Raw genomic sequence first — 26315 nt, forward strand, 5'->3', positions numbered from 1 at the left:
TCATAATCGTAGCGGGGTTAGAGTTAATAAGTATGGTTTTGATACCATCTTCGCGCAAAGAGCGCAATGATTGCGAGCCTGAGTAGTCAAACTCACAGGCTTGTCCGATGATAATAGGTCCTGATCCTATGAGCAGAACACAATGTAGGTCGTTTCTTCTTGGCATTTTCGTATAGATATTGCTGTATTTTTTTAATTTTTCTCTAAAATATGAATGTATTCAGTTGTATAGTTTGCTTTATGTTGTCTGTTTTCTTCTTTATCAGCTTTGAATCGGTTATATTGGGTGCTTTGTAGGTCATATTTGCCATAATGTTGCATAATATTCCGTATCATTTGGGCTGGCATAAGCCCTTCATTGTTATAACTCAAGAAAATATACCTGAACTGCGCTTCTTTTATTAGTGTTTCAAAGGCTTCTTGTACTTTATTCTTCTTACAATAAGCTGATTTTTGGTAAGAACGAAGTCCTGTTTTCCCCTGAGGAGCAAAAGTATCATACTTGGCAATCGTATTGAGTAGATGATAATTAGCTCCATACTCACGCTGATTATACGGAGGGTCAAGGTAGAGAATATCCCCACTGATTTTGGTGATAAGGATATTGCTATCTTCATTAAAAACCAAGTGTTCGTTCGCGTTCTCTGCAAAAAGGGCTGGATCAAGATATAGGTCTTTCTGGGCTGATTTTTTGAGATGTTTTAAAAAAGCCCCATAAACCGAAGCTGTATTGGCTACCTTATCCGCATTTTCGAGCAAAGAAGCTAATAAGAAATAGTACACATTTTCAGTAATATGATTTTCTTTTTTCCATTGTTCAATAGTTTGCCTTATGGCATCGATACGCTTTCCGTTAAGTTCTTTGAAATAATTACGTCCAGCAGAACCCTTTTCCGAATATTCCCTAAATATAAACCCTTCAGTCCCTTCTAAAGAGTTTAACTCATACAAATAAGGCTGATATTCAAAAGGGATATGATTGCTTATGTAGTTTTTATTCAATACATAGCTATAATATTCAATATCATTACTAATAATTTGCTTAACTTCTGTTTTAAAAGCTCTTCCTACTACTGCTGTACCAGCAAATAGGTCACAAAAGATCTGTGTAGACAAATCCTTTCCTACCACTTCATAGATAGTTTCCTTAATAAAAGGTAGCAGTTTGTATTTTGAGCCTATATAGTTCATTTAATTATCCAAATAATATCTGATAGTATTTCATCTTTTCCGAAGTGAAATTTCTCAAATGGGAAAGCGCAGTTTATATAATTGTCTATTTTCTGTTTGATAAGGTTTATTTCGGCTTTTAGCTTCCAATGTTCGTTAGATTCTTTATCATATAGCACGACAAACAAGCGATTTTTGAAGTGTAACCGTCCTTGTTGGCTTTGTTCCTTGTAGAGCCATTCTATAAGATCTCTTTTATGTTCTAAAGCATAGCTAATATCTTTTTGGAATCCTTTCGGGAAAACACTTGTTTTATGGTCAAAAGGGATGTTATTGATATAAAAATCAACTGTTTTATCATATTCATTCTGGCAGGCAACAACATTAGGATGTGTGGTAAATATCTGTTCAATACCTTTTGCTGACCAAAAATTTAACCAACGGTTAAGCGCATAGTTCCTTAGTTTAGGAGATAAAGTAGAGATTCTTTCTTCCAGCTGAGAGAAAAGCCGAATTTCATAGATAAAATGAGTTTCTCTATCCCAGCTATCTGATTGCTTTCTCCCCCAACTATAAGGGTATGCCAAGCGTTTTTTAAGTTCTCTTTCTAACCGTTGTAAGTCTATCATTCCCATTAGGTTCTTATATCACACTTTTATTTTGAAAAATAGCTACATCTTTCAAACGAAAAATATAGCTATTGGATTAAAAAATATCGTTGCCCTGCGTATCTCTTGTGAGTACTGCTTAAGGGGGAAAAAGAGTGTGTTTGTGCAATAATGTTACTAAGTATATTCATTGGGTACTAATGATGGGGCAAAGATAGGAATTATTTTTTGAATAAAAGACTTTCTTTCCTTAAAATCTTATTCCTTATAATACTAAGGTGTGTTAAGCAGGGAATCCCGCATATATGTCTTTATAAAAGTTCCTTCCCGAAATATTGACACCCCATTTGCATCAGCTCTGCCTACCCTTCTAAGATATAAGATTTCTCGTTTGTTCTTTTTGAGTTTCCCTGTCTTTCCATCTACCCAATAATTATCAGGAGTTAGGAAACAAGCACCAAACTTAGTATTATGTAATAACATTGTTGGAGAAACAATGTACTTTTTCCTAAAAAGTACATCTATATGAGCGGTTACTTTCTCAGCATAAGGGTGTTGCTCAAAATAGTTTCGGGCAAAAAGTGTAGCTGCCTGTTCTGTACTAATAGGCAATTGTCTTTCTTTTTCGGCATAGGCAGGCTCATCATAGAACACATATGCACCCTCTGGAGCTGCACAAGAGACTGCTAAAAACAACAAAAATAAGGGAATATGTTTCATATACTATAATTTTACGGATAATACTCTATTTCTCGTTTCTCTATAACTTTTATGGTTTTCTCTTTGTTTGTATTATTAGGGATTTCTTCGTATTCTTTTGTTTTGAGGATTAGATTTCCTTGTGTGTCAAAAGTGGTTTTGTAGGTTCCTAAACGGATAGGTGTCCCTTCCTGATTATATATCGTTTCTTGCTCTTTTCCATTATCATAGGTAAAAATAGATTTCTCAAACAATTCATCTCGTTCATACCTCTGTGTCTCTAGAAGGAGCCCGTTTTTATAAATATCTATTTTCTCAATATCACCGTTTCTGTCATATTCAGTATATTTTGTGAGATTGCCTGCTGTATCATACTCATATAATTTCATAAAAGATCGCTCTGTCAGCCCCATATCAGTTTCAGTTTCTTTTAACGCTTTCATATAAGCAAAATCATACTTTTTAACCAACAATCTCCCGTGACTATCATACTCATACAAATATTTATAGTTTCCGTCTCCTTTACTCTCTTCGGATAGTAAGTCCCCTTTGTCATTGTAGATATAATAAAGCGTGGAATTCCCAAAATCACTTGTCCATTCCTGTTTTACAGTATTATTAGGGAGGTAAGTAAAAATAATTTCATCCCTTTCGCTGTATATTTTGGTTAGTTTGCCTTGCCGATTATAGGATAGTTTCTGGTGCAGACCACTATCTATATGAGTGAGAAATCCTTGCTTGTTGAAATGAAAAGTCTCACTATAATACCCATTATAGTAATAGAGTGTTTTTATTTTCCCTTTCAAATTGTATTGGGATAGGTAAGGCTTAATATCGTGTGGATTATCTTGTCCATATACCTGATTCTCTAGAGAATTAGAAGAACAACTACAAAACAATAAAAAAATAGCTATACTTTTCAAAAGAAAAATATAATTACTGAGCAAAACGGGGGGTTTTGAAAGATGTTTCATATGAATAAACGCTGTTAATAAAATAAAAATACTGATTATTTGTCAAAAAAAACTTTTTACATTCCAATTTCACGGATAATACTCTATAATTCGTTTTTCAACAACTCTTTTTTCCTTTTCCTCCTCTTTGCTTTTAGGGATATCCTCGTATTCTTTTGTCTTGAGGATTACATTTCCTTGCTTATCAAGGGTAGTTTTGTAAGTTATTAGGAGGGTAGGCGTCCCTTCCTGATTATATACTTTTTCTTGTACCTGATTGTTATCGTAGGTAAAGATTATTTTTTGATAAATGTGTCCCCAATCATACTCTTGGCTTTCTGTGAGCTTCCCGTTTTTATAAAGTTTTATATACTTAAGAGAGCCAAAGGAATCATATATCGTTTGTCGGGAAAGATTTCCTTGAGCATCATATTCATATAGTTCCATATCTGCCCTTGAGTAGTCCTGCCCTGCAAAGATGGTCTTGTTTTTTTTCAGATAAGAAGGGTCATATTTCTTCTCTAAAAGTCTGCCTGCTTTGTCGTATTTGTATAATATCTTATAATCGAGACTACTACGACTATCTTTACGTAGTTTTCTTTCTTTGGAAAGCAAATTTCCTTTGTTATCATATACGTAATAATAGGTTTCTCTTCCCAATCCTGAGACTTCTTCCTTTACCTCATTATTAGGCAAATAAGTAAAAGAGCTTTTACCTTCATTATAAGATATCGTTTTAAGTCGGTTTTGCTCATCGTAAGTGAAGGTTCTATTATCCGTTTGGGTAAGGAGTCCTTCTTTGTTGAAGTGATAGGTAGCCCAATGGTACCCATTAAATTCTTTAAGGGTTTTAACCTTTCCCTTAAGACCATATTGGCTGAGGAAAGGCTTATATCCGCCTGATGTATGTTGCCCAAACATAGTAGTAAGGTATAAAAGATTGAAAAAGAAAAGAAATTGTTTCATTTTAATAAAAATAAGGAAAGTTAAAAGCAAAAATACAAAATTTATTCCACATCGGACTGATTCCAGATGCCCTTTTCATCTATTTGGCAACACCACTTTGTATGAGGGTAAATTCCTGTTTTGTTTGCCGTAATATAGCCCGTACCAACAAGGTCATCACGGTTGCCCTGATCGTCGGTATCATCCATATAGATATTTACTCTTAATCCTTCATACAGAGGTATTAGCTGTCTGCATACATTCTCTTTTTCATCTTTTTGGGAAAATGGTAGCAAATTATTTTCCATTAGTTTATTGAAATCTACCCAAAAGAGTAGATGAGAATTTGTCTTTTCCCATAAGTCTCTCACAAAGGTATAAGCTACTTCATTCGCAGGTTTTATCTGTTGAAGAGTAGTAGGCAGGTACCACCCACGACCGCCTATTTTCAGGTTTTCATAGTAAGCAAGTGTTTTGACAGGACAGCCATTAGTAAACCAGCGCAAAGTGTGTTTCTCATAATCTCGTAATAGGTGTGGTGTATCCTCCACTACTACCAAAGCTACTACTTGCGCCCCATAACGCACTAGTACTAAGTCACCTGAAAGGAGTTTATTAAAAGTTTGTACAGCCTTACCCGAACAGCCTATATAGCCTGTGGCAACAATATGGCGGGTGTTCTCCACTGTCCAAGCAGTAGCTCCAGTGGGGTGTAGTTGCATATGCCAGAGATTCATAAGGAAGAGAGTTTGTTTGAGCAAAGATATTCTTTTTTTGTGAATTAGCAATATTCTTTTTGAGGCTTTTAATAGGTTGAAAAATATTTTTTAAAATCCAAAATTATACTTTGTTTTCCTGAATCAATGTATTACCTTTGTCCTCTGATGAAAAAGGTATTTATTCTTTTATTGATGCTTCTTTTGAGTGCTTGTCAGCAAAAACAGGCGCCTGTGGAACTGAGTGTATATTATTGGAAAACAAGCTTATCACTTTCTCCTGATGAGCAGAATTTTATAAAAGACAATGCTATCCAGAAGCTCTATGTGCGTTATTGCGATGTAGCCCTCAGGGAGGGACAGGCGGTTCCTGTTGCTCCTATAGAAATAGATACAGCTTTTGTAAAAAATAAGGAAATAATTCCTGTAATTTACCTTAAGAATGAAGTGTTCTTAGAAGGGAAAACCTCTGAAGAGGTACTAGCTAAGCAATTGAACCGTTATATAGCTCAAATAAATACTTCTTATGGGCTAAGAGTGAAGGAAATACAGCTTGATTGTGATTGGACATTAGCCAGTAAGGAGCGTTATTTTAAGTTTGTTGAATATTTTAGAGCCCAGAATAACTATATACTCTCAGCGACTATTCGCCTGCACCAAGTGAAGCATTATACTACAACAGGGATTCCTAAGGTGGATTATGGGGTGCTGATGTATTATAATATGGGAAATATTACCCCTACAGGAGCCAATTCCATTTATGATCATCAGGTGGCTAAAGCTTATCTATCCTCGTTGAAAGCCTATCCACTGGAGCTTAAGGTAGCACTTCCTATATTCAGCTGGGGAGTGCATTCGGTAGCAGGGGAGGTGACCAACCTAGTAGGAGGGCTTACTTCTGCTCAGATGGATACTCTCAAGGGGGCTTCCAGACTAGGAGAAAGTAATTGTTACCTTATTGAAGAACAGCTGATGTATAAGGGTCGTTTGTGGCAAAAAGGAGATATTCTTAAGGTAGAAGAAATTTCTCCAGCCGATCTTTATAGTATGAAAAAGGATTTATTCAAGTATATGAAGCGCCCTCCCAAAGAAATTATTTTATATGATCTTAATACCAGTATAAATAACTATGAAAAAGACTTTTTTAAAAATTTTCGCTAGTCTTTCCTTACTTTCAGTAGGAGCCTATGGGGCTTATTTATATGCTTGTGCCGATGATGGTTGGGGATTTGGAAACTCCTTGTTTGCTCCTGAGATAATGGTCAAGAAGCCTGCTTATAAGCCTTTGTTCTTTGATAGTAGTAATCTTTTCTATCAAGGAGACTATATAGATAGGGCTTCTGGAGACTATAGTCACACTGATTTAGAACAATGGAAGCAATACTTAGGAAAAACCTTTTGGAAGGAAGGCATACAATACTTTATGTATGATAAGAATTCCTTAGCAGATATTCATAAGTATAATGCCTCTCCTGATAAGGCTAAGGTAAGCCTCTCTCAGCATACCCCTAAAGTAGATGATAAGCGATTGCGTAACTTCTTCTCTTTCTTAGCTATAGCCAGAGGTAACGAACATATTACCAATGTAACATATGACCCTTGGGATTATGATAGTCGTAAGGTGGAGAGAACCCAACAAAATGAAATTTCTAAAGCGGAAAGCCTATATCGGAAAGCCCTAGCGGATAAAGATGTTTTCTTTGCTGACCGAATGTGGTTTCAGGTAGCACGCCTTAAGTTCTATTCCTATGATCGTGGTTCAGTGATTACTTTCTTCAATGATACTCAAGAAAAACAACCGAAAAACAGTCTTTATTACCGTGCTTTGCATTATGTAGCAGGAGCTTATATTGCTCAAAAAAACTATGCTAAAAGCAATGCGCTATTGGCAACACTTGCTAGTGCCCAGCCTGAGCAAATGACTACCTTTACCTATGAGTATCACCCTCTTACCGATAGGCAAGTAAGCCAAATAGCCACCACACTCTCTCAGCAACAGCAGTGTGCCTTATGGGCTATGCAGGGATATTATACCGATGAAGTTACAGCTATAGAACATATAAGGGCAATTGATCCTTTTTCTTCTCAAGTGGATTTTCTTCTTACTCGTTATATCAATAGGATAGAGGATAAGGTAAATGTTTTTGGTGAGTATGGAGAAAAAATCAAATCTGCAGCTGATTATCATCAACATACACAAGCTCTACTGAATCGGAATTTTCGTACAGATTGGCTCATAGAAGTGGCACAAGAAGGGAAGGTGGCATCACCTTACCTATGGAAGGTAGCTGCAGCTTATATTCTCATCTTTAAGAAAGATAATCAAGGGGCTAGAATACTATTGCAACAGGCGGAAAAAATAGCCAAAGATACTCCCCAACAAGCACAGATACGCTTGTTAGATATCTTTAATGAGGTAACAGCTCTGGAGCGAATCACTCCAGCTGACGAGGAAAGGCTCCTTAAGCGTTTGGAATGGATGTGGAACTCCTCTCTCCTTAAGTCTGATAAGGAGCAGATGCGTTCTTTTTACCTCTTCTCTTTTGTTCGTTATTACCTATCGGCACTTTATAAGGAGGAGAATAATACCTTAATGGCGGAACTTCTTTCACCTACTTTGGGGTATTATGATTCCTTACAACAGTCTGTTACGATGGAAAATCTTCTCTTAAAGAAAGAGAAAACCCCTTGGGAAGCTTTTTGGACAGATAATTACCGCTTTTCCTTAGGAGAAATCTACGAGAGTAGAGCCATTTATGCTTTCTACCAAGGAGATATAAATAAAGCTATCCTTGAACTGGAGAAGGCTCCGCTTGAGAATGTACGAGAATATGACTCTAATAGTGGAAAAATGGTTACTAAGAAACGAAAAATTAGCCAAGCAGTATTGCCTGCCAATCCCTTTAATGGTTATATTAAAGACTGTAATGACTGCCAACATCAGGCTAAGCAGCGTGTGACTTATACTACTCTTTCTTTCCTTAAAAAAGTCAAAGAAATGCAGGAAAAAATTGCTCAAGGCGAGGAAATATATAATAATGCATTGTTACTTGGGAATGCCTTCTATAATGCCTCTTATTTTGGAAGTATTCGGGCTTTCTACTGTAATAGAATACTCAATGAATATGGAGGCTTGGGAGTCAATAGGGAAAACTATGAAAGGCTTCTGAGTATGAAAAATGCAGAAAAATACTACTTAATAGCCCAGCAACACGCAAAAGATGATGAACAACGAGCCAAAATAGCTTATATGCTTGCTAAAGTGGAGCGGAATAACTATTATAATCAGGTTTATTTCTATCAAGACAGGTGGTATGGGGTAGAATCTGATGAAATAGCGTTCAAGGACTGGGAAGGATTCCGAGAACTTAGAGAAAGATATGCGCATACACAATATTATAAAGAGGTAATCAAAGAGTGTGAATATTTTAGAAAAACAGTAAGAAAATAATTAGAGAAAAATGCAAAAATTAGTTGTTCTCACAGGAGCAGGGATTAGTGCCGAGAGTGGTATTCGCACTTTCCGTGATTCGGGGGGATTATGGGAAGGTTATGATGTGAATCAGGTAGCTACTCCCGAAGGCTTTGTTGCCAATCCTGCCTTAGTATTGAATTTTTATAATGAACGCCGTCGCCAGCTTAGCGAGGTAGTTCCTAATGAAGCCCATCGGCTTTTGGCTCAGTTAGAGAAGCGATATAATGTGGTGATTATCACCCAGAATGTGGATGACCTACACGAGCGAGCGGGCAGTCATCATATTATCCACCTACACGGAGAGCTCCTCAAGAGTCGAGGAGTGGATGATCCTGAAACTACTTATCCTTGCTTGGGAGATATTCACTTAGGAGATAAGAGTCCTACAGGAGCACAATTGCGCCCCCATATCGTATGGTTTGGAGAGGAAGTTCCTATGTTAGATAAGGCTATAGAAGAGGTATATACTGCCGATATCCTAATGGTTATAGGAACTTCTCTTCAGGTGTATCCAGCTGCTGGACTGATGGGGTATGCAAAGGAAGGAACTCCTATATTTTATATAGATCCTAATCCCTCTCTTCATAGCGAAGGCTCCCTTACAGTAATTGCTCAGAAAGCATCCGTAGGGGTAGCAAAGGCAATACAACTTATGAATCCTTAAAGACATCATAACTGCCATCTGCTTCAATAATGAAGCAAAAATCCGCTTCTAAATGAAGAAAATCGGAGAGAATAGGGCGTTGTTGTAAGAGTTCTGTTACAGTTAGCACTTCTTCAGGAGTTTCTTCAGCTACTTCTTCTCCGAAGGTAAGGTACCATATGGAGAATTCTTCTCCATTCTCGTCCCAATCGGTGATTTTACTGCCATAAATAGGGGCTTCTGAAAGTGATCCTATGCAGATGACAGGAGCATTTTCTTCTATAGGGACATAAGCGGAGTGAAATGCTTCACAGATAGAATTCGTCATAGAGAAAATATTTATTCAACAAAAGTCTTTACTGCATTTACAAAAGCACGCGCATTCTCAACGGGTACATTAGGTAGGATGCCGTGTCCTAAATTAGCAATATAGAGGTCTTTCCCAAAGGAACGAATCATTTGGTGTGTTTTTTCGGTAATTTGCTCAGGGGAAGCCAATAACCAAGCAGGATCTAGGTTTCCTTGTAATACTTTTTTTCCTTGAGTAAGTGTACGGGCAAGAGAAGGCTGACAAGTCCAATCAATTCCTAGAGCCGCTACACTACTCTGGCTCATCTGCTCAAGGGCAAAGGAACAGCCTTTGGCAAAGACAATTGTAGGTACAAGAGGAGACAAAGCCTCAACAATTTGGCGAGAGTATTTCCAAGAGAAGGTGCTATAATCCTCAGGAGAAAGGACACCTCCCCAGCTATCAAAGAGCTGTATAGCATCTACTCCTGCTTTTACTTTTTCTTTTAGGTATAGGATTGTAGTATCAGTGATTTTCTGTAATAATTGGTCAGCTAGTTCAGGCTGTGAGAAGCAGAAAGCTTTCGCAATATCAAAATTTTTGGAGCCTTTTCCTTCTACTATATAGGAAAGAATTGTCCAAGGAGCACCTGCAAATCCGATCAGGGGAACGCGATTATTAAGGCGTTCTTTTGTTAGGTGGATTCCTTCCATTACATAACCCAGAGCGTGTGAAACGTCAGGAATCTGTACCCGTTCCACATCTTGAGTATTTCGGATAGGGTGAGCGATGAAAGGACCTATATTTTCTTTCATCTCAATATCAATACCCATTGCTTGGGGAACTACAAGGATATCACTGAAGAGAATAGCTGCATCTACCTGAACAATGTCCACAGGTTGGATGGTAATTTCCGCTACCAGTTCGGGAGTTCTACAACGAGTGAAGAAGTCATATTGGTCACGTAAAGCACGGAATTCAGGTAGGTAACGTCCTGCCTGTCTCATCATCCATACTGGAGGACGCTCTACAGTTTCTCCCCTAAGGGTTCTTAAGAAAAGATCGTTTTGTATCATTCTAAAAAGGGTTTAAAAATTCTTATACAACAATCCCTCATTCCTCTCAGTGTAGGGGTATCTGCCAAAAAACTCTCTATTCCTTTTGGAAGTGCTTTTTGGGTAGTGGTTCCTATACAGATAATTTTTTCTGAACCAAAAGTATTCTCCATAAGGAAGCTTTCCACTGCTGAGGGGCTGAAAAAAAGGAGTGCCTCAAAGGAGGTTTCCAAATGCTTTGGAGTAAGGAGTGTCTGATAAGTTTGGATTTCTTGAAAAGGTATCTGATGTTCCTTAAGGGTGTGAGGAAGCGTGTCTAGTCGCTTATCTCCACAAAAGAAAGCCATAGAAGCCTGAGGAAAATTCTCTACCAAATAGCTTGCCAGTAAGGAAGCATAAGGAAAAGAAGCGATTACTTCCCAGCCATTTTCTTGTAAAACTTTTTGTGTTTTCTCTCCTACACAAAAAGCTTTTCTACAAGGAATATCTTGATAAGCAGGGTTTTGTATAAGGGCAGACAAGGCATTGGTACTAGTGAAAATGCCATACTCAAAAGTGGAAATATGGTCAAAAGAGGAAAAAGGAAGTATCTGAATGAAATCAATAGTTTCTATAGAAAATCCTGCTTGCGTAAAAGCTTGTATATCAGTTATAGAGAGCTGTTTTGTGCAGAGGATTCTTACCATTGATTTTTAGGGCAAAGATAATAAATATTTATGAAATAAGCTTCCTCTTGGTTTTTTTTTAACATTTTCTTTCGTGGAAAACACTTTTTTTATTAACATCGCCTAAAAAAAGGTACAACGAAAGGATTAAATCCGTAACTTTGCAAAAACTAATTATTTCTTATGAAAAGAACAACACACTTACTGATACTTATCCTTTCAGCTCTGATGCTTTCACAAGGTAACGCCTTTGCTCAGGCTAAGAAAAAGAAAAAAACAAGCCAAGTGCAGGAGAAGAACCGCCCTGATAAGCCCTTGATTGACAACCCTAGCTATATGGAAGGGAGTACAGAAGTACTAATAGCTGCCTCTAACTGGGCTACTCTTACAGAAGGAGAGTATGAAGAAGAGGAACGAGCTCCAATATCTGAAAAGGGGAGCTTACGCTTTACAAAGCCCAATACAGCAGCACTAGGAGAAGAACGCTTGACTATACTGATTGATTCAGCATATTCCTATATAGGTACTCCTTATAAGCACGCAGGGACTACACGTAGTGGGATGGACTGTTCAGGCTTTGTAAGTACAGCTTTTAGTTCTATTGATGTGCCCCTGAGCCGTTCCTCTACGGCAATGGCTACCCAAGGGAGAGATATTCCCTTAAGCCAAGCAGTAGTGGGAGATTTGCTTTTTTTTAAGACTACCCGTAAGCGTAATCGCATCTCCCATGTAGGGATTGTTGTAGAGACTGGAGATGAAGTGAAGTTTATCCATTCTTCTTCTTCTCAGGGAGTGATAGTATCAAGTCTCTCGGAGCCTTATTGGCAACGGGCTTATGCCAAAACAAGCCGTGTACTGAACTGATTTTCAATAATATAATTAAAATACAATACATATGTTACAGCTTAGCTATATACGAGATAATAAAGAGAAAGTTATTAAAGGACTCAATAAGCGTCATTTCAAAGAACTAGAGCTTATAGATCAAGTGCTTGACTTAGATGAGAAACGCCGAGCTACCCAAGCAGAACTAGACCAAGTACTTGCCCAGAGTAACAAGCTCTCTAAGGAAGTGGGGGCTCTAATGAAAGCTGGTAAAAAAGAGGAAGCAGAGGAAATAAAATCTCAAACTGCTCAATATAAAGAACTTACCAAAAAACTAGGAGATACATTGGATCAGGTAACTCAGGAACTCACTCAGCTTCTTTACCGTATCCCTAATATCCCTACAGATATAGTTCCAGAAGGCAAATCAGCTGAGGATAACCTGACTGTTTTTCAGGCAGGGGAAATCCCAACATTACCACAGGGAGCGCTTCCTCACTGGGAATTAGCTAAAAAATATGATATTATAGATTTTGAACTAGGAGTAAAGCTTACAGGAGCAGGCTTTCCTGTATATAAAGGTAAAGGAGCAAAGCTTCAGAGAGCTTTGATTACCTATTTTCTAGACAAAAATACAGAAGCTGGTTACCAAGAATATCAAGTACCTCATATGGTAAATGAAGACTCTGGCTATGGAACTGGACAACTTCCTGATAAGGAAGGTCAGATGTATCATGTACAGTTGGACAATTTGTACTTGATTCCCACAGCAGAGGTTCCTGTAACCAATATATTCAGAGATACTATTCTCTCTGAGAATGATTTACCTTTCTGCTGTACTGCTTATACCCCTTGCTTTAGAAGAGAGGCAGGAAGCTATGGAGCTCACGTAAGAGGGCTTAATCGTTTGCATCAATTTGATAAAGTGGAAATCGTTCGCATAGAACATCCGGATCGTTCTTATGAAGCCTTAGAGCAGATGGTAGAACACGTGAAGGGAATCCTTAATGAGCTTCAGTTACCTTATCGTATTCTACGGCTTTGTGGAGGAGATTTAGGCTTTACCTCTGCTATTACTTATGATTTTGAAGTATATTCTACAGCTCAGGAGAAATGGTTGGAGATTAGTTCAGTATCTAATTTTGAAACTTTCCAAGCCAATCGCTTGAAGCTTCGCTTTAGAAATAGTGAAGGAAAAACACAGCTCGTACATACACTGAATGGAAGTTCTTTAGCCTTACCTAGGGTATTGGCAGGTATTTTGGAAAATTACCAAACCCCAGAGGGAATTGTAGTACCAGAAGTGTTGCGAAAATACACAGGCTTTGATCTCATTAGCTAATCATATATGTGAAAAGAGCTATGCAAATTTTTCTGCATAGCTCTTGTTTTTTTTAGGAAAGTACTTCTTCTTTTTTTCTTGAAAGGTGATAGTGTCGTAGGCGATGTTCTTTTTGCCTAGCAGCACTAAAGCAAGAAACCCGCTTAAGGTACCCAATAACACGAGTTGCGTGATCCACATCTTCACTATGGCACGAAGGACATTCAAAGAGGGTACGTTTATCAATATGATTGCATTTGTTACAGATAGTAATACGGATATTGAAACAGAAATAATTACAGCCTGCTAAGGCGGTAGCATTCAGTAGCTTTAGGAAACCTTCCTTGTTAGGAGTCTCTTCTAGGTTTAGGTGCAAAGCAGATCCTCCATCTAAATATTGGATAATCTCTTTTCCGTGTAGAATAATTTTATCTAGTACATTTATCTGTTCATCTTCTACAGCGTAGAAGTAGGAATTATAACAGTCCCTAGGGGAGAAAAGTCCATCTTTTTGATCCCATTGAGCATTTTTTACTCCTAAATTCTCTGCAGGAACAAATTCTGTATTGAACATATATCCATATATAGACCGTGCTTTTCGGTTTTCTTCATAGATGATTTTTAGCTGATGTCTTACAAAATCTTTATACTGAGCATTATTATTAGGAGAGATGCCTAGGTATTCAGCTGCTTCTACCATTCCATTGATACCAATAGTTAAGAATTGCTTATCTAAGGAGATAAATCCGGCATCATATACAGGAAGTAATCCTCCATTCTTATAATCTTCTATCAATTTTCGGAAAGCTACTTGGTATTTCTGAATTTTTTGAACTTCTTCAGCTAAGTTGTATTGCTTCTGTACAAGTCTATTCATATTCAGAGTAATTACATTGATAGAACCCGTAGCGACTCCTCCTGCTCCTAGGGAATAGCTAAAAGTATGGTCGCTGATTTCATTGCGCAATCGGCAACAAGAAGCTAAGCTATCGGCACTCTCAGACTGGTAGACAAAAAAAGAGTTTCCCTCACTGAGTTCTTCAGCACACATATCGGCAAAGGAACTATCCACAGGCTTTCCTCCAGCAGTAAGCATAGCGGCAGTAACGACAGGGAAAGTAAGGATAGCCTTGAGGCGTTCGGCATTGAACCACTTAAGAAAGAAATGCTGGAGCTTAAAGAGGCGATTCCAGTTAGGATGACTCATATCAGGGAAGACGAAATCTCCAAACATACTTGAAAAATAAGGCTCATCATAGAGGGAAATATTCCAGAATACCGATTGATATCCTCGAGCGGCAGCAGGTTGATTAATAGCATACACCACGTGTTGTAGGTGATTTTCTATTATCTTAGAATGGGTATGTAGGTAATCCTCTCCATAGTCCTTAGTTGCAAAATGGTCAAAATAGAGCAGAAATTCTACAGTAGCCAAGGCACCTGCAAACTGAGAGCTGATAGCAAAAACTAGATTCACAAATTCCCCGCAAAAGCTCTCTAAGTGCTTTGGTGCGCGACTCTCACCTCCTAGTTTCAAAAGACCATCCAAGAGAAAGGGGTACATACTAATAGAGACACAGTAGGGCTTCAAGGAAGTCTCATCGTGAACATAGATTTCGTGAGCTTCTATCTGGCGGATGTACTCGCAGGCAAGTTCTTTTCCGAAAAGTTCTTCGATTTTCCTACGAACAAGCTCTCGATTGATCTGGATATTGATATCCTTATTAATCTCAGCTTCCATTGTAGCAATATTTTTACTTGTTACATTGGCATTGGCATCTACCTGAGAGGCTGTAGCGGCATTACTTGCATGCAGATATTGCTGGATGAAGTCAATTTTCTGCTGGATTTGATTTTGTGTAAGTCGAATCATTGTATTTATTTTTAATAGAGATGATAATCCATCCTCTTTGCAAAAAAGAGGAGCATAAATCGTATCTCAGGGTTATTAAGTTCTTTAAGAAATAGCTTTCCTATTGGAAGATGGAAGGAAGCTTTCATTGAGGAGCTTTCCGCTCTGTACCTCTATGAAGCGTTGGTTGGTAGTAGGGGAGGAGAGCCCTCCTAAGGAGGCTATCCAAGGACCCGTTTTGAGCCAAGTAAGTTCTTTTTTGAGTAGAAGGGGTACTTGATTTTCTTCAAGTCCTGTGTATAGACAAGTATGGAGAGAATAGGTACGGGCTATTTGTAGCTTGTGTAGGAGGTCATCCATATCCCATTCTCCTCCCATAAAAAGGACGCAGGTAATCATTCCTCTATAGCGTTCTATCTCACCGATGAACCGCTCATCTGTAAGGGGAGTACCGCTATCTTTCTTCCATAGGAAAGGCGAATGACATCCTTGACATCGTAGAGGGCAGCCTGTGGCACTTATACACAAGCTGATTTCTCCAGGTACTTCCTGAAGGACAATTTGTAAGTCAGAGAAGTGTATCATTTCAATATTTCGTTTTGTGGTATGGCAAAGGTAAGCAGAAAAAAAATGTGTTTTTCACAAGAGAAAATAAGTTATTAACTTACTTATCAACAGGAGGTTTTTTCTTCTTTTGATAGAGAAATTAAAAAGATTTCTATCACATTATGAAGAAGTTATCAAGAAGAATTAAAATTTAACATATAAAATGATGAAAAAAGTGTCAGATTTTGCGTATAATTCAAGAAAAAAACGTATTTTTGGGACACTAATCAAAATATCATAAGAGATATGAACTTAAAAAAATTATTCTTATTATTTATGCTGGTTACCACCACAGTAACCTTTGCACAACAGACTGTCTCTGGGAGTGTAAAGGATAGTGCTGGTAAGCCAGTGGTGGGCGCTACCGTACTGGTGGTAGGTACCAGCAGGAATGTTACAACCAACTCCGAGGGGGGCTATTCCATTGTAGCGCAAGCTGAGGAAACCCTACAATTTGTCGCCCAAGGGTATCAAAATGTTCAAAGGAAAGTAGGTCTTGAGACTTCTATTAATGTAATACTTCCTTTGGCTACAGAAGATGCTAAGAAAGTAGGAGCATTAGGGATAGAACGTGATGCCAATGCGGCGGGATACACTGATACTACCCTAGAGGGAGGAGATGATCTTAAAGGAAAAACAGCTGGACTTACAGCTACTTCTTCAGGAGGAATGCAAGGATCTAAAATGGAACTCCGTGGTAAGGGAAGTGTTACAGGAAGTAACCAGCCTCTTATCGTAATTGATGGAGTGCCTATGGTGGATATGGGAAGTAAGTATGGAAATATTTCTTCTGAAATTAACCAGGATGATATAGAATCTGTTACGGTCCTTACAGGAGGAGCTGCTACAGCTCTTTATGGAAGCCGTGGAGGTAATGGGGTAATCCTCTATACTACTAAGTCTGGTAAAGGAGGAAAAACTACTATTGATGTGAAATCCTCTGTAACTTTTGATAGAGCTTACATATCTCCTAAATTACAGAATGAATATGGGGGAGGTAATATGACATCTTTTACAGAAGAGGAAATAGAAGGACAGACCTACAAACTTGCCCAATATGATGTAGATGAAAGCTGGGGACCTAAGTATGACGGAACACCTTACTTACCTTGGTATGCTTTTGATAAGAAAAATTTGCCAGAACACTATCTAAAACCTGTGCCTTGGCAAGCTCCAAAGAATGACGTAGATAAGTTCTTTAATACGGGGGTGACTATTAATAACTCTCTTTCTATTACACGTTCTGTATCAGGAACTAATTTGCGTTTTTCCTTAGGAAATACACAAACCAAAGGAATTGTGCCTACTACAGGACTCCAACGTTCTAATATCTCATTCAGCTTTACTTCTGACCTCTCTAGAAAGCTTAAAGCAGAAGGAGGTTTGAACTATACCATTACCACACGTGATAACCCTACTTATAGTTATGCGGATGCCAATGATAATGGTGGTTTCTCTACCATCATTTACGGATATACTCAACGCCAATTGGATATGAGAAACTTGGAGCGCTTTTACAAAGACCCTCTAGGAAAGCAACGTACTTGGAATAGAATTAGCTGGTCAGATGGAAGGGCTAACTTCACCGATAACCCTTACTGGATGCTTAATGAAATTACCCAGAATGATAAACGTCACCGCTTCTTTGGAAATATAGGACTTACCTATAACTTCACCGATAACCTCTACCTAGTAGGCAAAATGTATGGAGATATTTATGCTCTTACCACTGAGGACAGAAGAGCCAAAGATTCTCACGATACTCCTCACTACAAAAAATACAACTATGACAATGCTGCTTTCAACTATGAAGCACGCTTGCACTATACACCTAAGCTAGGGGATAATTTCTCTTTGACAGGATTCTTAGGAGTAGCCCGTGCTCAGAATAAATATGGTTATACAGGAGTGGAAACTCGAGGAGGACTTTTCGTACCTCATAACTATTCAGCTTCTAATAGTAGGGAAAGAGCTAAAGGATATACTTATTCTTCTTGGACTCGTACCAATAGTGTATATGGAATGGCTTCTTTTGGATATAAAAGCACTGCCTTTGTGGAGCTTACAGGACGTCAGGATTGGTTCTCTACTGTATCGGTGCCTATCTTCTATCCTTCTGTAACAGCTTCTTATGTATTTACCAACTCATTCAAAAACCTACCTTCTTGGTTAAGCTATGGTAAGGTACGTGCAGGATGGGCTCAAGTAGGAAATGATGCTTCTGCTTATGTACTAAAAACTTATCCTACAGTTTCAGAGACTTTCAGAAGAGCTCCTCACTATGTAACTCCTAATGAACAGAATAATCCTGACTTACGTCCTGAAATCAAGGAAACTAAAGAAGCAGGTATTGACCTTCAGTTCTTTAACAGTCGTCTCTCTTTAGGATTCTCTTATTATGATATCCTTTCTAAAGACCTTATCCTTTCCTTGCCAGTGGATGCAGCTAACGGATTCACTTATAAGAAAGTAAATAGTGGAGAAATGGTTAATAGAGGATTTGAAGTAACACTTTCTGCAACTCCAGTACAGACAGAAAAATTCAGTTGGTCATTCGACTGGAACCTTTCTCGTAACAGAAACAAACTTCTTAAATTGGCTCCTGGTTTAACTCGTTATAAAGTAACTTGGGAGTATTATGGAAATGCTGAGCTATATGCTGTAGAAGGACGTCCTTTTGGAGAAATCTATGGAGGTAATTATGTGTATGATGACAAAGGCAACCGCTTAGTAGATGAAAATGGTTTCTATCTTCGCTCTTCTAGCAAGGAAGTAATCGGAAATATTACTCCAGACTTCACCACTGGGCTTACCAATACTCTTACCTATGGCAACTTTAGTCTTTCCTTTACCTTTGATTACCAACACGGAGGAGATTATTATGCAGGACCTTATGCCTTGGGTATGTATGCAGGAACTATCCGTGAAACAGTAGCTAATGGAATGCGAGACCTTATAGATGATCCTAATAACCCGACCCAAAAAATACAAAGAGGGATTATCCAGCAAGGGGTATATGCTCCTTTGAAATCAGATAGAGAAACACCCAACCCATTAGCAGGACAGCCTAACCAAACGAGAATTTCTCCTAAAGAATACGGAACTACTTTTTACAAAGGGATAGATGCACAAGCGATATTTGATGCAACTTTCTTAAAGCTCAGAAGCCTATCTCTTACCTATGATGTACCTCTTCCTGAGACTAAGCATATCAAAGGCTTGAACTTTACACTTTCAGGCTATAACCTCTGGACAGGAATGCTCGCTTGGGACGGTATGGATCCTGAAACAGCTATGTACAACCAAGGAATGGGGAACTCTTCCCTTCCTACTACCAGAAGCTTTAGCTTAAGTGTAGGTCTCAAATTATAGTGTAACCCAAACAAGGAATTAAAATGAAAAATGTTTTAACAGTCATATTAGGTACAGGACTCCTCTTGGGAAGCTGTACAAAGGATTTTGAAGAAATCAATACCAACCCGAACCTCCCAGAAGATTATCTGCCTACTGCCTTATTCAATGCAAATAACCAAGCACTGATGTATAACCTCAGGGGCTATGATAACATAGGGAAGCAAACCCTAACTTGGATGCAATATACCTCCCAGCCTATTTATACTAAGGAAAGTCGTTACTTGCTAGACCCTAATGGAGCTAGTACACTCTACTTCCAAGGCTATAAACGCGCAATGGGGTATAAGAAAATTATAGAATATAATACAGACCCAGCTACCCAAGAACTGATGAAGGACTATGGGAAAAATGCTAACCAGATAGCGGCTGCCCGAGTAATGCTTGCTTATACTTTCAGCATTATGGTGCAATCCTTCGGAGATATTCCTTATTATTCTTATGGAGATAGCCAAAATCCAAACTTCCAAGCACTCCAAACGGACAAATATGTAACGCCTGCCTATGCTTCTCAGAAAGAAATTTACTATGATTTGCTTAAGGAACTGGAAGCAGCTATTGCTCAGATAGACGTTACAGATACCCGTGTGTTCTCTGAAGGAGATTTCTTGTTCAGAACCCCTCAGAAGTTGAAAAAATTTGCGTATTCCTTACGTTTGCGTATTGCTAACCACTTGAAAGGAGCTACTGCAGCGGTGTTGGGAACAGAATTGAAGCAGAAAGTAACAGATATCATTGCCCATTATGCTTCTTCCAATGAGGGTGAACTTCTTGGGGAAGGAGATAGCATAGAGCTTTCTTTTGAGAATAACTACACTTTCCCTGCTCCTGCATATTATGATTATTTTATAGGAAACCGTGTGGATTATCTGCCTTCCTCTAATTTTGTTAAGCTTTTGGCTGGAAATAATAAAAAAGCGCAGAACAGAGGCTTGAGCTATGGAGTAGACCCTCGTATGGAGAAATATTTTGCTACAAAAAATCTAGATAAATGGGATATCTACTATGGTTATACCTTAAATGATTTACAGCCTATAGATACCACCAAGTATGTAGGAATGCCCTATGGAATGCAAGAATCAGATGTATCAGCTCAATACAAAGGAGGTGAAGCCGTTTCTTTCTTCTCTAAAGAAATATTGAGCTCTTCTGCTAAGGAAGTGCTAATGGACTATAGTGAAGTATGCTTTATTCTTTCTGAAATCAGGAATTGGAATAACGACTTCTACAAAGCAGGAGTAAAGGCTTCCTTGGAAAGATGGGGAGTGCCAGAAGCTAAAAAGACAGCTTTCCTTGCCAGCCTTCCCGCTGCTAATGAGGAAAACGTACTTACTCAAAAGTATATCTCTCTCTTCAGAGACCCAGATGAAGCGTGGGTTGAGTATCGCCGTACAGGCTATCCTAAAACCTTACTTACATTAGGAGAAAGAGTAAGAGCCAACTTACCTGCCACAAATCCTTATGTATATCAATTCAGGAAAGATCCTTCTGCTACTGATGTAACAGGTATTCCTGACCGAATGAACTATCCTGATACCTATACAGGAGTGAATAAGGATAGCTATATTCAGGCACTCAATAATATGCAGAATCCTCAGGACTTGAGGTCTAAACGATTGATTTTTGCTACTCGTCCGTAAGAAAGTTCCGAGTAACTAATAACAAAAAAAGGAGCCTATAATTGGGCTCCTTTTTTCTCTTTATAATATATTGAATTTAGCAATTTTCTATCGGGAATAGTTAGGAGCTTCCTTAGTGATAGTAACATTGTGAGGATGGCTTTCTGCAATACCACTGGTGGTAATACGGACAAATTTTCCGGTTTCTTTCAGGGTAGCAATATCCTTAGCTCCACAGTAACCCATACCTGCACGTAAGCCCCCAATGAACTGGTGCATACTTTCTTGTAATTCTCCTTTGTAAGGTACTCTCCCTACAATTCCTTCTGGAACAAGTTTCTTGATGTCATCTTCTACATCTTGGAAATAACGATCTTTGCTTCCGTGTTGCATAGCCTCAACCGATCCCATACCACGGTAAGACTTGAACTTTCTTCCTTCAAAAATAATGGTTTCTCCAGGGGATTCCTTGATACCAGCAAGGAGAGAGCCTAGCATTACACAGTCCGCACCTGCAGCAATAGCTTTCACAATATCTCCTGTATAGCGGATTCCTCCATCGGCAATCACAGGAATTTGGATTCCATTAGCCTTGAGAGCTGCAGCTACCTGCATCACAGCTGAGAGTTGCGGATATCCTACTCCAGCTACTACACGAGTAGTACAGATAGAACCAGGTCCTATACCTACTTTTACCGCATCAGCTCCCGCTTGGGCTAGATAAAGAGCCGCTTCAGCAGTAGCGATATTTCCTACTACTACGTCTAGATCAGGGAAATGTTCTTTTACTTTCTTGAGAACAGAAACCACGCCACGAGTATGTCCGTGAGCGGTATCAATCACTACGGCATCTACCCCTGCTTGTACAAGTGCGCCAGCACGCTCTACAGCATCTACAGTAACTCCTAAAGCAGCGGCTACCCTAAGGCGACCTATGCTGTCTTTATTAGAAACAGACTTGCTCTGTAGGTTCGCGATATCACGGAAAGTAATGAGCCCTACTAGCTTGTTATCTTTATTCACTACAGGGAGCTTTTCTATCTTGTTGCGTTCTAGTATTTTCTCAGCTTCCTGCATAGAGATTCCTTCAGGGGCGGTGATCAGGTATTGGCTGGTCATAATTTCGGTAATAGGACGCTTATTATCACGCTCAAAACGCAAATCTCGATTTGTTACAATTCCCTTGAGAATTCCTTGAGAATCCACAATAGGAATCCCTCCAATGCTGTGTTCTTTCATACATAATTTGGCATCTCCTACGGTGGAGGAGAGAGAGAGGGTTACAGGATCGATGATCATTCCACTTTCAGCACGCTTTACCTTACGTACTTGTTGGGCTTGTTCTTCTATTGTCATATTCTTGTGGAGTACTCCGATACCTCCTTCACGAGCGATTGCAATTGCCATTGCCGATTCGGTTACAGTATCCATTGCTGCCGAGACAATAGGGACATTCAAAGGGATATTCCTACTGAAGAAGGACTGGATGGATACCTCTCTGGGTAACACTTCAGAGTATTGAGGAACGAGTAGTACATCATCATAGGTAAGTCCTTCACTAATAATTTTTGGGTTGTCGGGATTCATAAAATGATACGTTTGGAATTAAAGCTACAAAGTTACATTTAAAAAATGAAACAGCTTTGTTTTTTAACAAAAAGTTTTTGTTCTTAATTTCCGTTTCTTTTTTATCAAGATTTTTTCATAATATACTTTATGAGTCACAGTTTGTCTTTGAATAAATTTCTTTGAAAAATCAATAAAAAATATTACTTTTACACTCGATAAATGAATATGTGTATTTCATTAAAAATTAGTTTGATAAATTAATTCAACTAGCAAGTTAGATTAATTAATATTTAGTTTTTAAATGAATAAGTTTGAAAGTAGTATGTCTAAGATAAAAGAATTTCTGTCTAATTGTCTGAAGAGAATAGATATTCAGATTTTTGTGTTTCTGTTTTTTCTCATAACGACCTTTGTAGTAAGCTTTTTTCGTATAGGGGAGAATAGATTTATAGATGAGCTATATAAAACCTTGTGTAGGCTCTATTTTTCTCTATGTTTATTTTATCCAATAATCTATATAGTAACTCTTATTCTTGTAAAGAAGAAATATATTAAAAAACTTATCCTATTTCTTTTGTATTTGCTAACTTTTTATATTTCATTCTTAATATTATATTTAATTCAACAAATTTATTTTTAAGTAGATAATCTTCTATTTGATAATCTGTATAAGCACTATCCCATAAAGTTTTGCCTCTGATGGAAGAATCTCTGCAATCTTACTCTAAGGCTTTCACATCTGCCGTTTTTCCTACGGTAAAAAGAAATGCAATTGGTATGCCTTTTTTTATTTTTTAACTAACTGAAAATCAATGATGTAAAATAATTTCGTATACTTGTTGTGTAGCCTCTTATATTGCTTTCCTTTTGCAATTTTACTTCTGTTAATACGATTTAGACAAATAGGCACAGGAATCGAATCTATGATATAGTTCATTTCACAAGTAATCTCTTTATAAAAAGAGGCTACTATATGAAATAATTCATAAAGTATATTTTCTAGATTTTGTGAGTATCTATTAAACTTACTTTTTTTCTAAGAAATTGGTAGCAGTTATAAATGTTGTTGTAATAATCTCGTTATCAGATACTTTTCTGCGAGTATCTTCTAAATTTTTAATTTCTTTTAAAATATCATCGATAATACAAAAAATTGATGTAATTTTGTCTTTGTAGGGAGATTTGGGTTGTTTTACTTTTTTGAACTTTTTCAACTAGCAATTTAAATTATTTAGTAATATTGAAAGAATAGCAGAAGAACTGGTACAAGCCCTATTGTATAATATTGAAAAGTATTTTTAATGATGAAAGTAATTTTATTAATATTATTGTCTATTTTATTTGGCTGTCATTTTAGAAAAACAAGTCCTAAAACACAAAGGGAAAATATAAAAAATGACACAATCTATGATGGGAATGAGTGGGAAGTAAAACCTATTGAAATAGATACATTAATTATTCGTGGGAAAGATACTGCCATAGTTAATCGGTTAGAAACTTATGGTTATAAAGATGATAACTCTATATATTATACATATTTGGGTTATTACAAAAAAGATATTGATCCTGAAACTCCTGATTACAAGTATATAATTCCCGTACAAAAATATATTTATAGAAAAGGTAAACTTGTATACGAAAGTTTTCATTTTTCAGCAAAAGACAGTATGATTTATGGGAGAAACATAGAACAATGTGATGAATTAGAAATTCGTTATGATGAAAAAGGGAATATTATACGAAGATCTTGTAATGGTTTGGTTTCAAATGAAGATATTAATACAGGTTTTGCTGTAGGAACGGCTTATGTTTATAAAGATAATAAGTTTGTAAAAGAACTTTATTTCCATAATGCTAAGAGAGGTGATGATTATATCCTCCATAAGATATATGATGGCAAAGGAGGGTATAAGGAAATCTATACCAATAACTATATGCTATATGAGAGTGATAGCGTTACTCTTTCTCCTAAAGAAATAAAAAGACGTATAAGGACTAAAATAAGATGAGAGTATTTTTAATTTTAATAGGTATTTTGCTTTTTTCTTGCCAAGAGAGAAGGGCAAAATTAAATTTTACTGAAAGTAAAAGAACAACAGTTAATGATTCTTTGCCTCTTTTAAAAGACTTTCTACTTCTTGAAGATAGATTTCTACAAAAAGATCTCTTCAAAAAAATAGATTCAATATCTGCTATTCATTATCCAAAGCATAAAAAGAAGGACATTGTGAATATAACCCCTAAGATATTAAATAGATACTTATACGATATCAATCAAGTAGATTTGAAAGATAGTATTCCCTCTTATGATATAACTAAAAAAGAATACCATCATAAAATGATCCATAGTGAGATGCAAAAATATAAGACTTCTGATTATGAAAACATTATTTATATAGAATCTTATCCTAACAAGAGTTTTCGACTGGTTGTCAATTATTCGTATACTGTTGAGTTTGAAAAAGGAGAGGAGCCTATTAACGTAGAATCCTCAATATCGTATTCTTTCAAAATAATTAATAAAAAGATAGTAGCATTTGATATGCAAGAATCGGGATAGGAGAGTTTTGGTTAATGAATGGAAGTAATGGGGGGGTGATTGATCGGGTGGTGGGTGTTATTTGCATTTTGCTTTGCTTTTTTACTTTTTGAACTTTTCAACTAGCAAGTTGGGTCAAGATAATTTTCTAATAATAAAAGAAATGTTGGGAAAGTTTATTCATTTGATAAAAAATTGGACATTGGTTGTCTCTATGGGGATAGGGGCAGGGGTATATTTGTTATTCTATTACCTGCCCGTACTTGATCCTATTTCTGTTAGGCTAGCACCTATATTTGATAGTATTCTTCCTCTGTTTATGTTCTTGATTCTTTATGTTACTTTCTGTAAGGTCGATTTTAGAAAATTAGCTTTGGTGAAGTGGCATTTTTGGACGGCTGTTTTTCAGTCATTTTTTGTAGCGATTATTGTAGGAGGGATTCTTATTTTTCAGATAGAAGGAACTACCCTGATTCTTCTGGAGAGTGTTCTCGCCTGTATTATAGGTCCCTGTGCTGCTGCGGCAGCGGTGGTTACCCTCAAGCTAGGAGGCAATCTAGAACAGATGACCACTTACACCTTTCTTTCAAATCTTCTCTGTGCATTGCTGATTCCTATTTGTTTTCCTCTGATAGAACCCACCTCAGGAATGACTTTTTGGAGTGCTTTTCTATTGATACTGAATAAGGTATGCTTAGTGTTGGTGGTGCCAATGATATTGGCACTGCTTACCAAGCGCCTGCCACCACTTCGTAAGTTCTATCAATGGCTCATACATGTTCCTGATTTATCCTTTTACCTTTGGGGGTGTTCACTAATGATTGTGACAGGGACTACCCTAAAAAATATTTTTCACGCTACTTCAGGAATAGGATTTTTGCTTTTAATTGCTTTTTCAGGCTTGTTATTGTGTCTGTTACAATATGCTGTAGGATGGCTTATAGGACGTTTTTTTGGGGCTTCTATTGAGTCTGGTCAGGCATTGGGGCAGAAGAACACTGCCTTTGCAATTTGGATAGCGGCTAACTATCTACATCCACTTTCTACAGTGGGACCAGGCTGTTATATTCTTTGGCAAAATATTATCAATTCTGTAGAAATCTGGCGCAAGGGCAAGTACAGTGCTTAGTTGTAGAATTGTAGAAGTCCTCTTATATATTATTTCCTAAAAACATTCGCTTATTGAAAAATAAGTTGTACTTTTGTCCTCTTAAAAAAGAGCATAATGAGAGCAAGTAGGATTCTATATTTTATAAGTATTATTTTTAGTTCTTTTCCCTTGCAAGCACAGGAAGAAGAAGATATCCCTTTTTTCCTGATAGAGAAACACCCTTATTACGTACAAACAGATACAA

Annotated in this window: 22 protein-coding genes; 10 read left to right on the forward strand and 12 right to left on the reverse strand. The window is 37.5% G+C overall.

The annotated features are described in order from the left end of the window. Window positions 1–192 precede the first annotated feature (192 nt). The 6 genes from RYK20_RS08055 to RYK20_RS08080 all read right to left on the reverse strand — a co-directional run bounded on the left by RYK20_RS08055 (window position 193) and on the right by RYK20_RS08080 (window position 5136). Window positions 193–1191, reverse strand: coding sequence for a DNA adenine methylase (locus RYK20_RS08055; protein WP_314895037.1), 999 nt, complete (start codon window positions 1189–1191; stop codon window positions 193–195). Then, entirely contained in the window at window positions 1188–1799 is a 612-nt protein-coding gene (locus RYK20_RS08060; RefSeq protein WP_314895038.1) for a hypothetical protein, read from the reverse strand. Before RYK20_RS08060 ends, RYK20_RS08055 begins: the two co-directional genes overlap by 4 nt. A 252-nt stretch (window positions 1800–2051) precedes the next feature. Continuing rightward, on the reverse strand, window positions 2052–2498 hold the full coding sequence (locus tag RYK20_RS08065) for a hypothetical protein (protein WP_314895039.1): 447 nt from the start codon (window positions 2496–2498) through the stop codon (window positions 2052–2054). Window positions 2499–2509: 11 nt separating this feature from the next. After that, window positions 2510–3451 carry a hypothetical protein gene (locus RYK20_RS08070; RefSeq protein WP_314895040.1) on the reverse strand — a complete coding sequence of 314 codons (942 nt, stop codon included), beginning with the start codon at window positions 3449–3451 and terminating at the stop codon, window positions 2510–2512. 69 nt (window positions 3452–3520) lie between these two features. Further along, window positions 3521–4396, reverse strand: coding sequence for a hypothetical protein (locus tag RYK20_RS08075; RefSeq protein ID WP_314895041.1), 876 nt, complete (start codon window positions 4394–4396; stop codon window positions 3521–3523). A gap of 41 nt (window positions 4397–4437) precedes the next feature. Then, window positions 4438–5136, reverse strand: coding sequence for a hypothetical protein (locus tag RYK20_RS08080; protein WP_314895042.1), 699 nt, complete (start codon window positions 5134–5136; stop codon window positions 4438–4440). A 123-nt stretch (window positions 5137–5259) separates the two neighbouring features. Here RYK20_RS08080 and RYK20_RS08085 point away from each other — a divergent pair, with 123 nt between their 5' ends. Genes RYK20_RS08085 through RYK20_RS08095 form a run of 3 tightly spaced genes read left to right on the forward strand, consistent with a single transcriptional unit; the run spans window position 5260 to window position 9230 of the window. Then, window positions 5260–6252, forward strand: coding sequence for a hypothetical protein (locus RYK20_RS08085; RefSeq protein WP_314895043.1), 993 nt, complete (start codon window positions 5260–5262; stop codon window positions 6250–6252). Further along, window positions 6221–8542 (forward strand): hypothetical protein, encoded by a 2322-nt coding sequence (locus RYK20_RS08090; RefSeq protein WP_314895044.1) that lies wholly within the window; start codon window positions 6221–6223, stop codon window positions 8540–8542. The genes RYK20_RS08085 and RYK20_RS08090 overlap by 32 nt, the downstream gene beginning before the upstream one ends. A gap of 10 nt (window positions 8543–8552) precedes the next feature. After that, window positions 8553–9230, forward strand: a complete 678-nt coding sequence (locus RYK20_RS08095; RefSeq protein ID WP_314895045.1) for an NAD-dependent deacylase — start codon at window positions 8553–8555, stop codon at window positions 9228–9230. On the opposite strand, the gene RYK20_RS08100 is transcribed toward RYK20_RS08095, so the two are convergent. The 3 genes from RYK20_RS08100 to RYK20_RS08110 are packed head-to-tail and all read right to left on the reverse strand — an operon-like array spanning window position 9217 to window position 11239. Continuing rightward, window positions 9217–9537: a hypothetical protein gene (locus RYK20_RS08100; protein ID WP_311456865.1), complete on the reverse strand. Its 321-nt coding sequence runs from the start codon at window positions 9535–9537 to the stop codon at window positions 9217–9219. The genes RYK20_RS08095 and RYK20_RS08100 overlap by 14 nt on opposite strands. 11 nt (window positions 9538–9548) lie before the next feature. Beyond that, window positions 9549–10574 (reverse strand): uroporphyrinogen decarboxylase, encoded by a 1026-nt coding sequence (hemE, locus tag RYK20_RS08105; RefSeq protein ID WP_314895046.1) that lies wholly within the window; start codon window positions 10572–10574, stop codon window positions 9549–9551. After that, the gene (locus RYK20_RS08110) at window positions 10571–11239 is read right to left on the reverse strand and encodes a uroporphyrinogen-III synthase (protein WP_314895047.1); all 669 of its coding nucleotides are present in this window, start codon (window positions 11237–11239) and stop codon (window positions 10571–10573) included. The genes hemE and RYK20_RS08110 overlap by 4 nt, the downstream gene beginning before the upstream one ends. Before the next feature lie 162 nt (window positions 11240–11401). On the opposite strand from RYK20_RS08110, the gene RYK20_RS08115 reads away from it, so the two are divergent. Together RYK20_RS08115 and serS are read left to right on the forward strand one after the other, a co-directional pair. Continuing rightward, entirely contained in the window at window positions 11402–12082 is a 681-nt protein-coding gene (locus RYK20_RS08115; RefSeq protein WP_314895048.1) for a C40 family peptidase, read from the forward strand. Between the two features lie 31 nt (window positions 12083–12113). Next, on the forward strand, window positions 12114–13385 hold the full coding sequence (gene serS / locus RYK20_RS08120; protein ID WP_297980273.1) for a serine--tRNA ligase: 1272 nt from the start codon (window positions 12114–12116) through the stop codon (window positions 13383–13385). 52 nt (window positions 13386–13437) lie between these two features. Here serS and nrdD read toward each other — a convergent pair whose 3' ends face one another. Together nrdD and nrdG are read right to left on the reverse strand one after the other, a co-directional pair. Continuing rightward, complete coding sequence (nrdD, locus tag RYK20_RS08125; protein WP_314895049.1) at window positions 13438–15237, reverse strand: anaerobic ribonucleoside-triphosphate reductase; 1800 nt, start codon at window positions 15235–15237, stop codon at window positions 13438–13440. An 84-nt stretch (window positions 15238–15321) separates the two neighbouring features. Then, a complete protein-coding gene (gene nrdG / locus RYK20_RS08130; RefSeq protein WP_314895050.1) occupies window positions 15322–15801 on the reverse strand; it encodes an anaerobic ribonucleoside-triphosphate reductase activating protein in 480 nt (159 codons plus the stop codon). A gap of 267 nt (window positions 15802–16068) precedes the next feature. Between nrdG and RYK20_RS08135 the strand changes: the two genes are divergently transcribed. Both RYK20_RS08135 and RYK20_RS08140 read left to right on the forward strand, forming a co-directional pair. Next, window positions 16069–19194, forward strand: coding sequence for a SusC/RagA family TonB-linked outer membrane protein (locus RYK20_RS08135; RefSeq protein WP_314895051.1), 3126 nt, complete (start codon window positions 16069–16071; stop codon window positions 19192–19194). Window positions 19195–19217: 23 nt separating this feature from the next. Further along, window positions 19218–20873 (forward strand): SusD/RagB family nutrient-binding outer membrane lipoprotein, encoded by a 1656-nt coding sequence (locus RYK20_RS08140; protein ID WP_314895052.1) that lies wholly within the window; start codon window positions 19218–19220, stop codon window positions 20871–20873. Window positions 20874–20960: 87 nt separating this feature from the next. On the opposite strand, the gene guaB is transcribed toward RYK20_RS08140, so the two are convergent. After that, on the reverse strand, window positions 20961–22439 hold the full coding sequence (guaB, locus tag RYK20_RS08145) for an IMP dehydrogenase (RefSeq protein WP_314895053.1): 1479 nt from the start codon (window positions 22437–22439) through the stop codon (window positions 20961–20963). 1286 nt (window positions 22440–23725) lie between these two features. Between guaB and RYK20_RS08150 the strand changes: the two genes are divergently transcribed. The 3 genes from RYK20_RS08150 (at window position 23726) to RYK20_RS08160 (ending at window position 26089) form a co-directional block, all read left to right on the forward strand. Beyond that, window positions 23726–24430 carry a hypothetical protein gene (locus RYK20_RS08150; protein ID WP_314895054.1) on the forward strand — a complete coding sequence of 235 codons (705 nt, stop codon included), beginning with the start codon at window positions 23726–23728 and terminating at the stop codon, window positions 24428–24430. Next, entirely contained in the window at window positions 24427–24981 is a 555-nt protein-coding gene (locus RYK20_RS08155; RefSeq protein WP_314895055.1) for a hypothetical protein, read from the forward strand. The genes RYK20_RS08150 and RYK20_RS08155 overlap by 4 nt, the downstream gene beginning before the upstream one ends. A gap of 142 nt (window positions 24982–25123) precedes the next feature. Next, the gene (locus RYK20_RS08160) at window positions 25124–26089 is read left to right on the forward strand and encodes a transporter (protein ID WP_314895056.1); all 966 of its coding nucleotides are present in this window, start codon (window positions 25124–25126) and stop codon (window positions 26087–26089) included. Window positions 26090–26315 lie beyond the last annotated feature (226 nt).

The sequence above is a fragment of the uncultured Capnocytophaga sp. genome (assembly GCF_963525585.1).
Classification (GTDB): domain Bacteria; phylum Bacteroidota; class Bacteroidia; order Flavobacteriales; family Flavobacteriaceae; genus Capnocytophaga.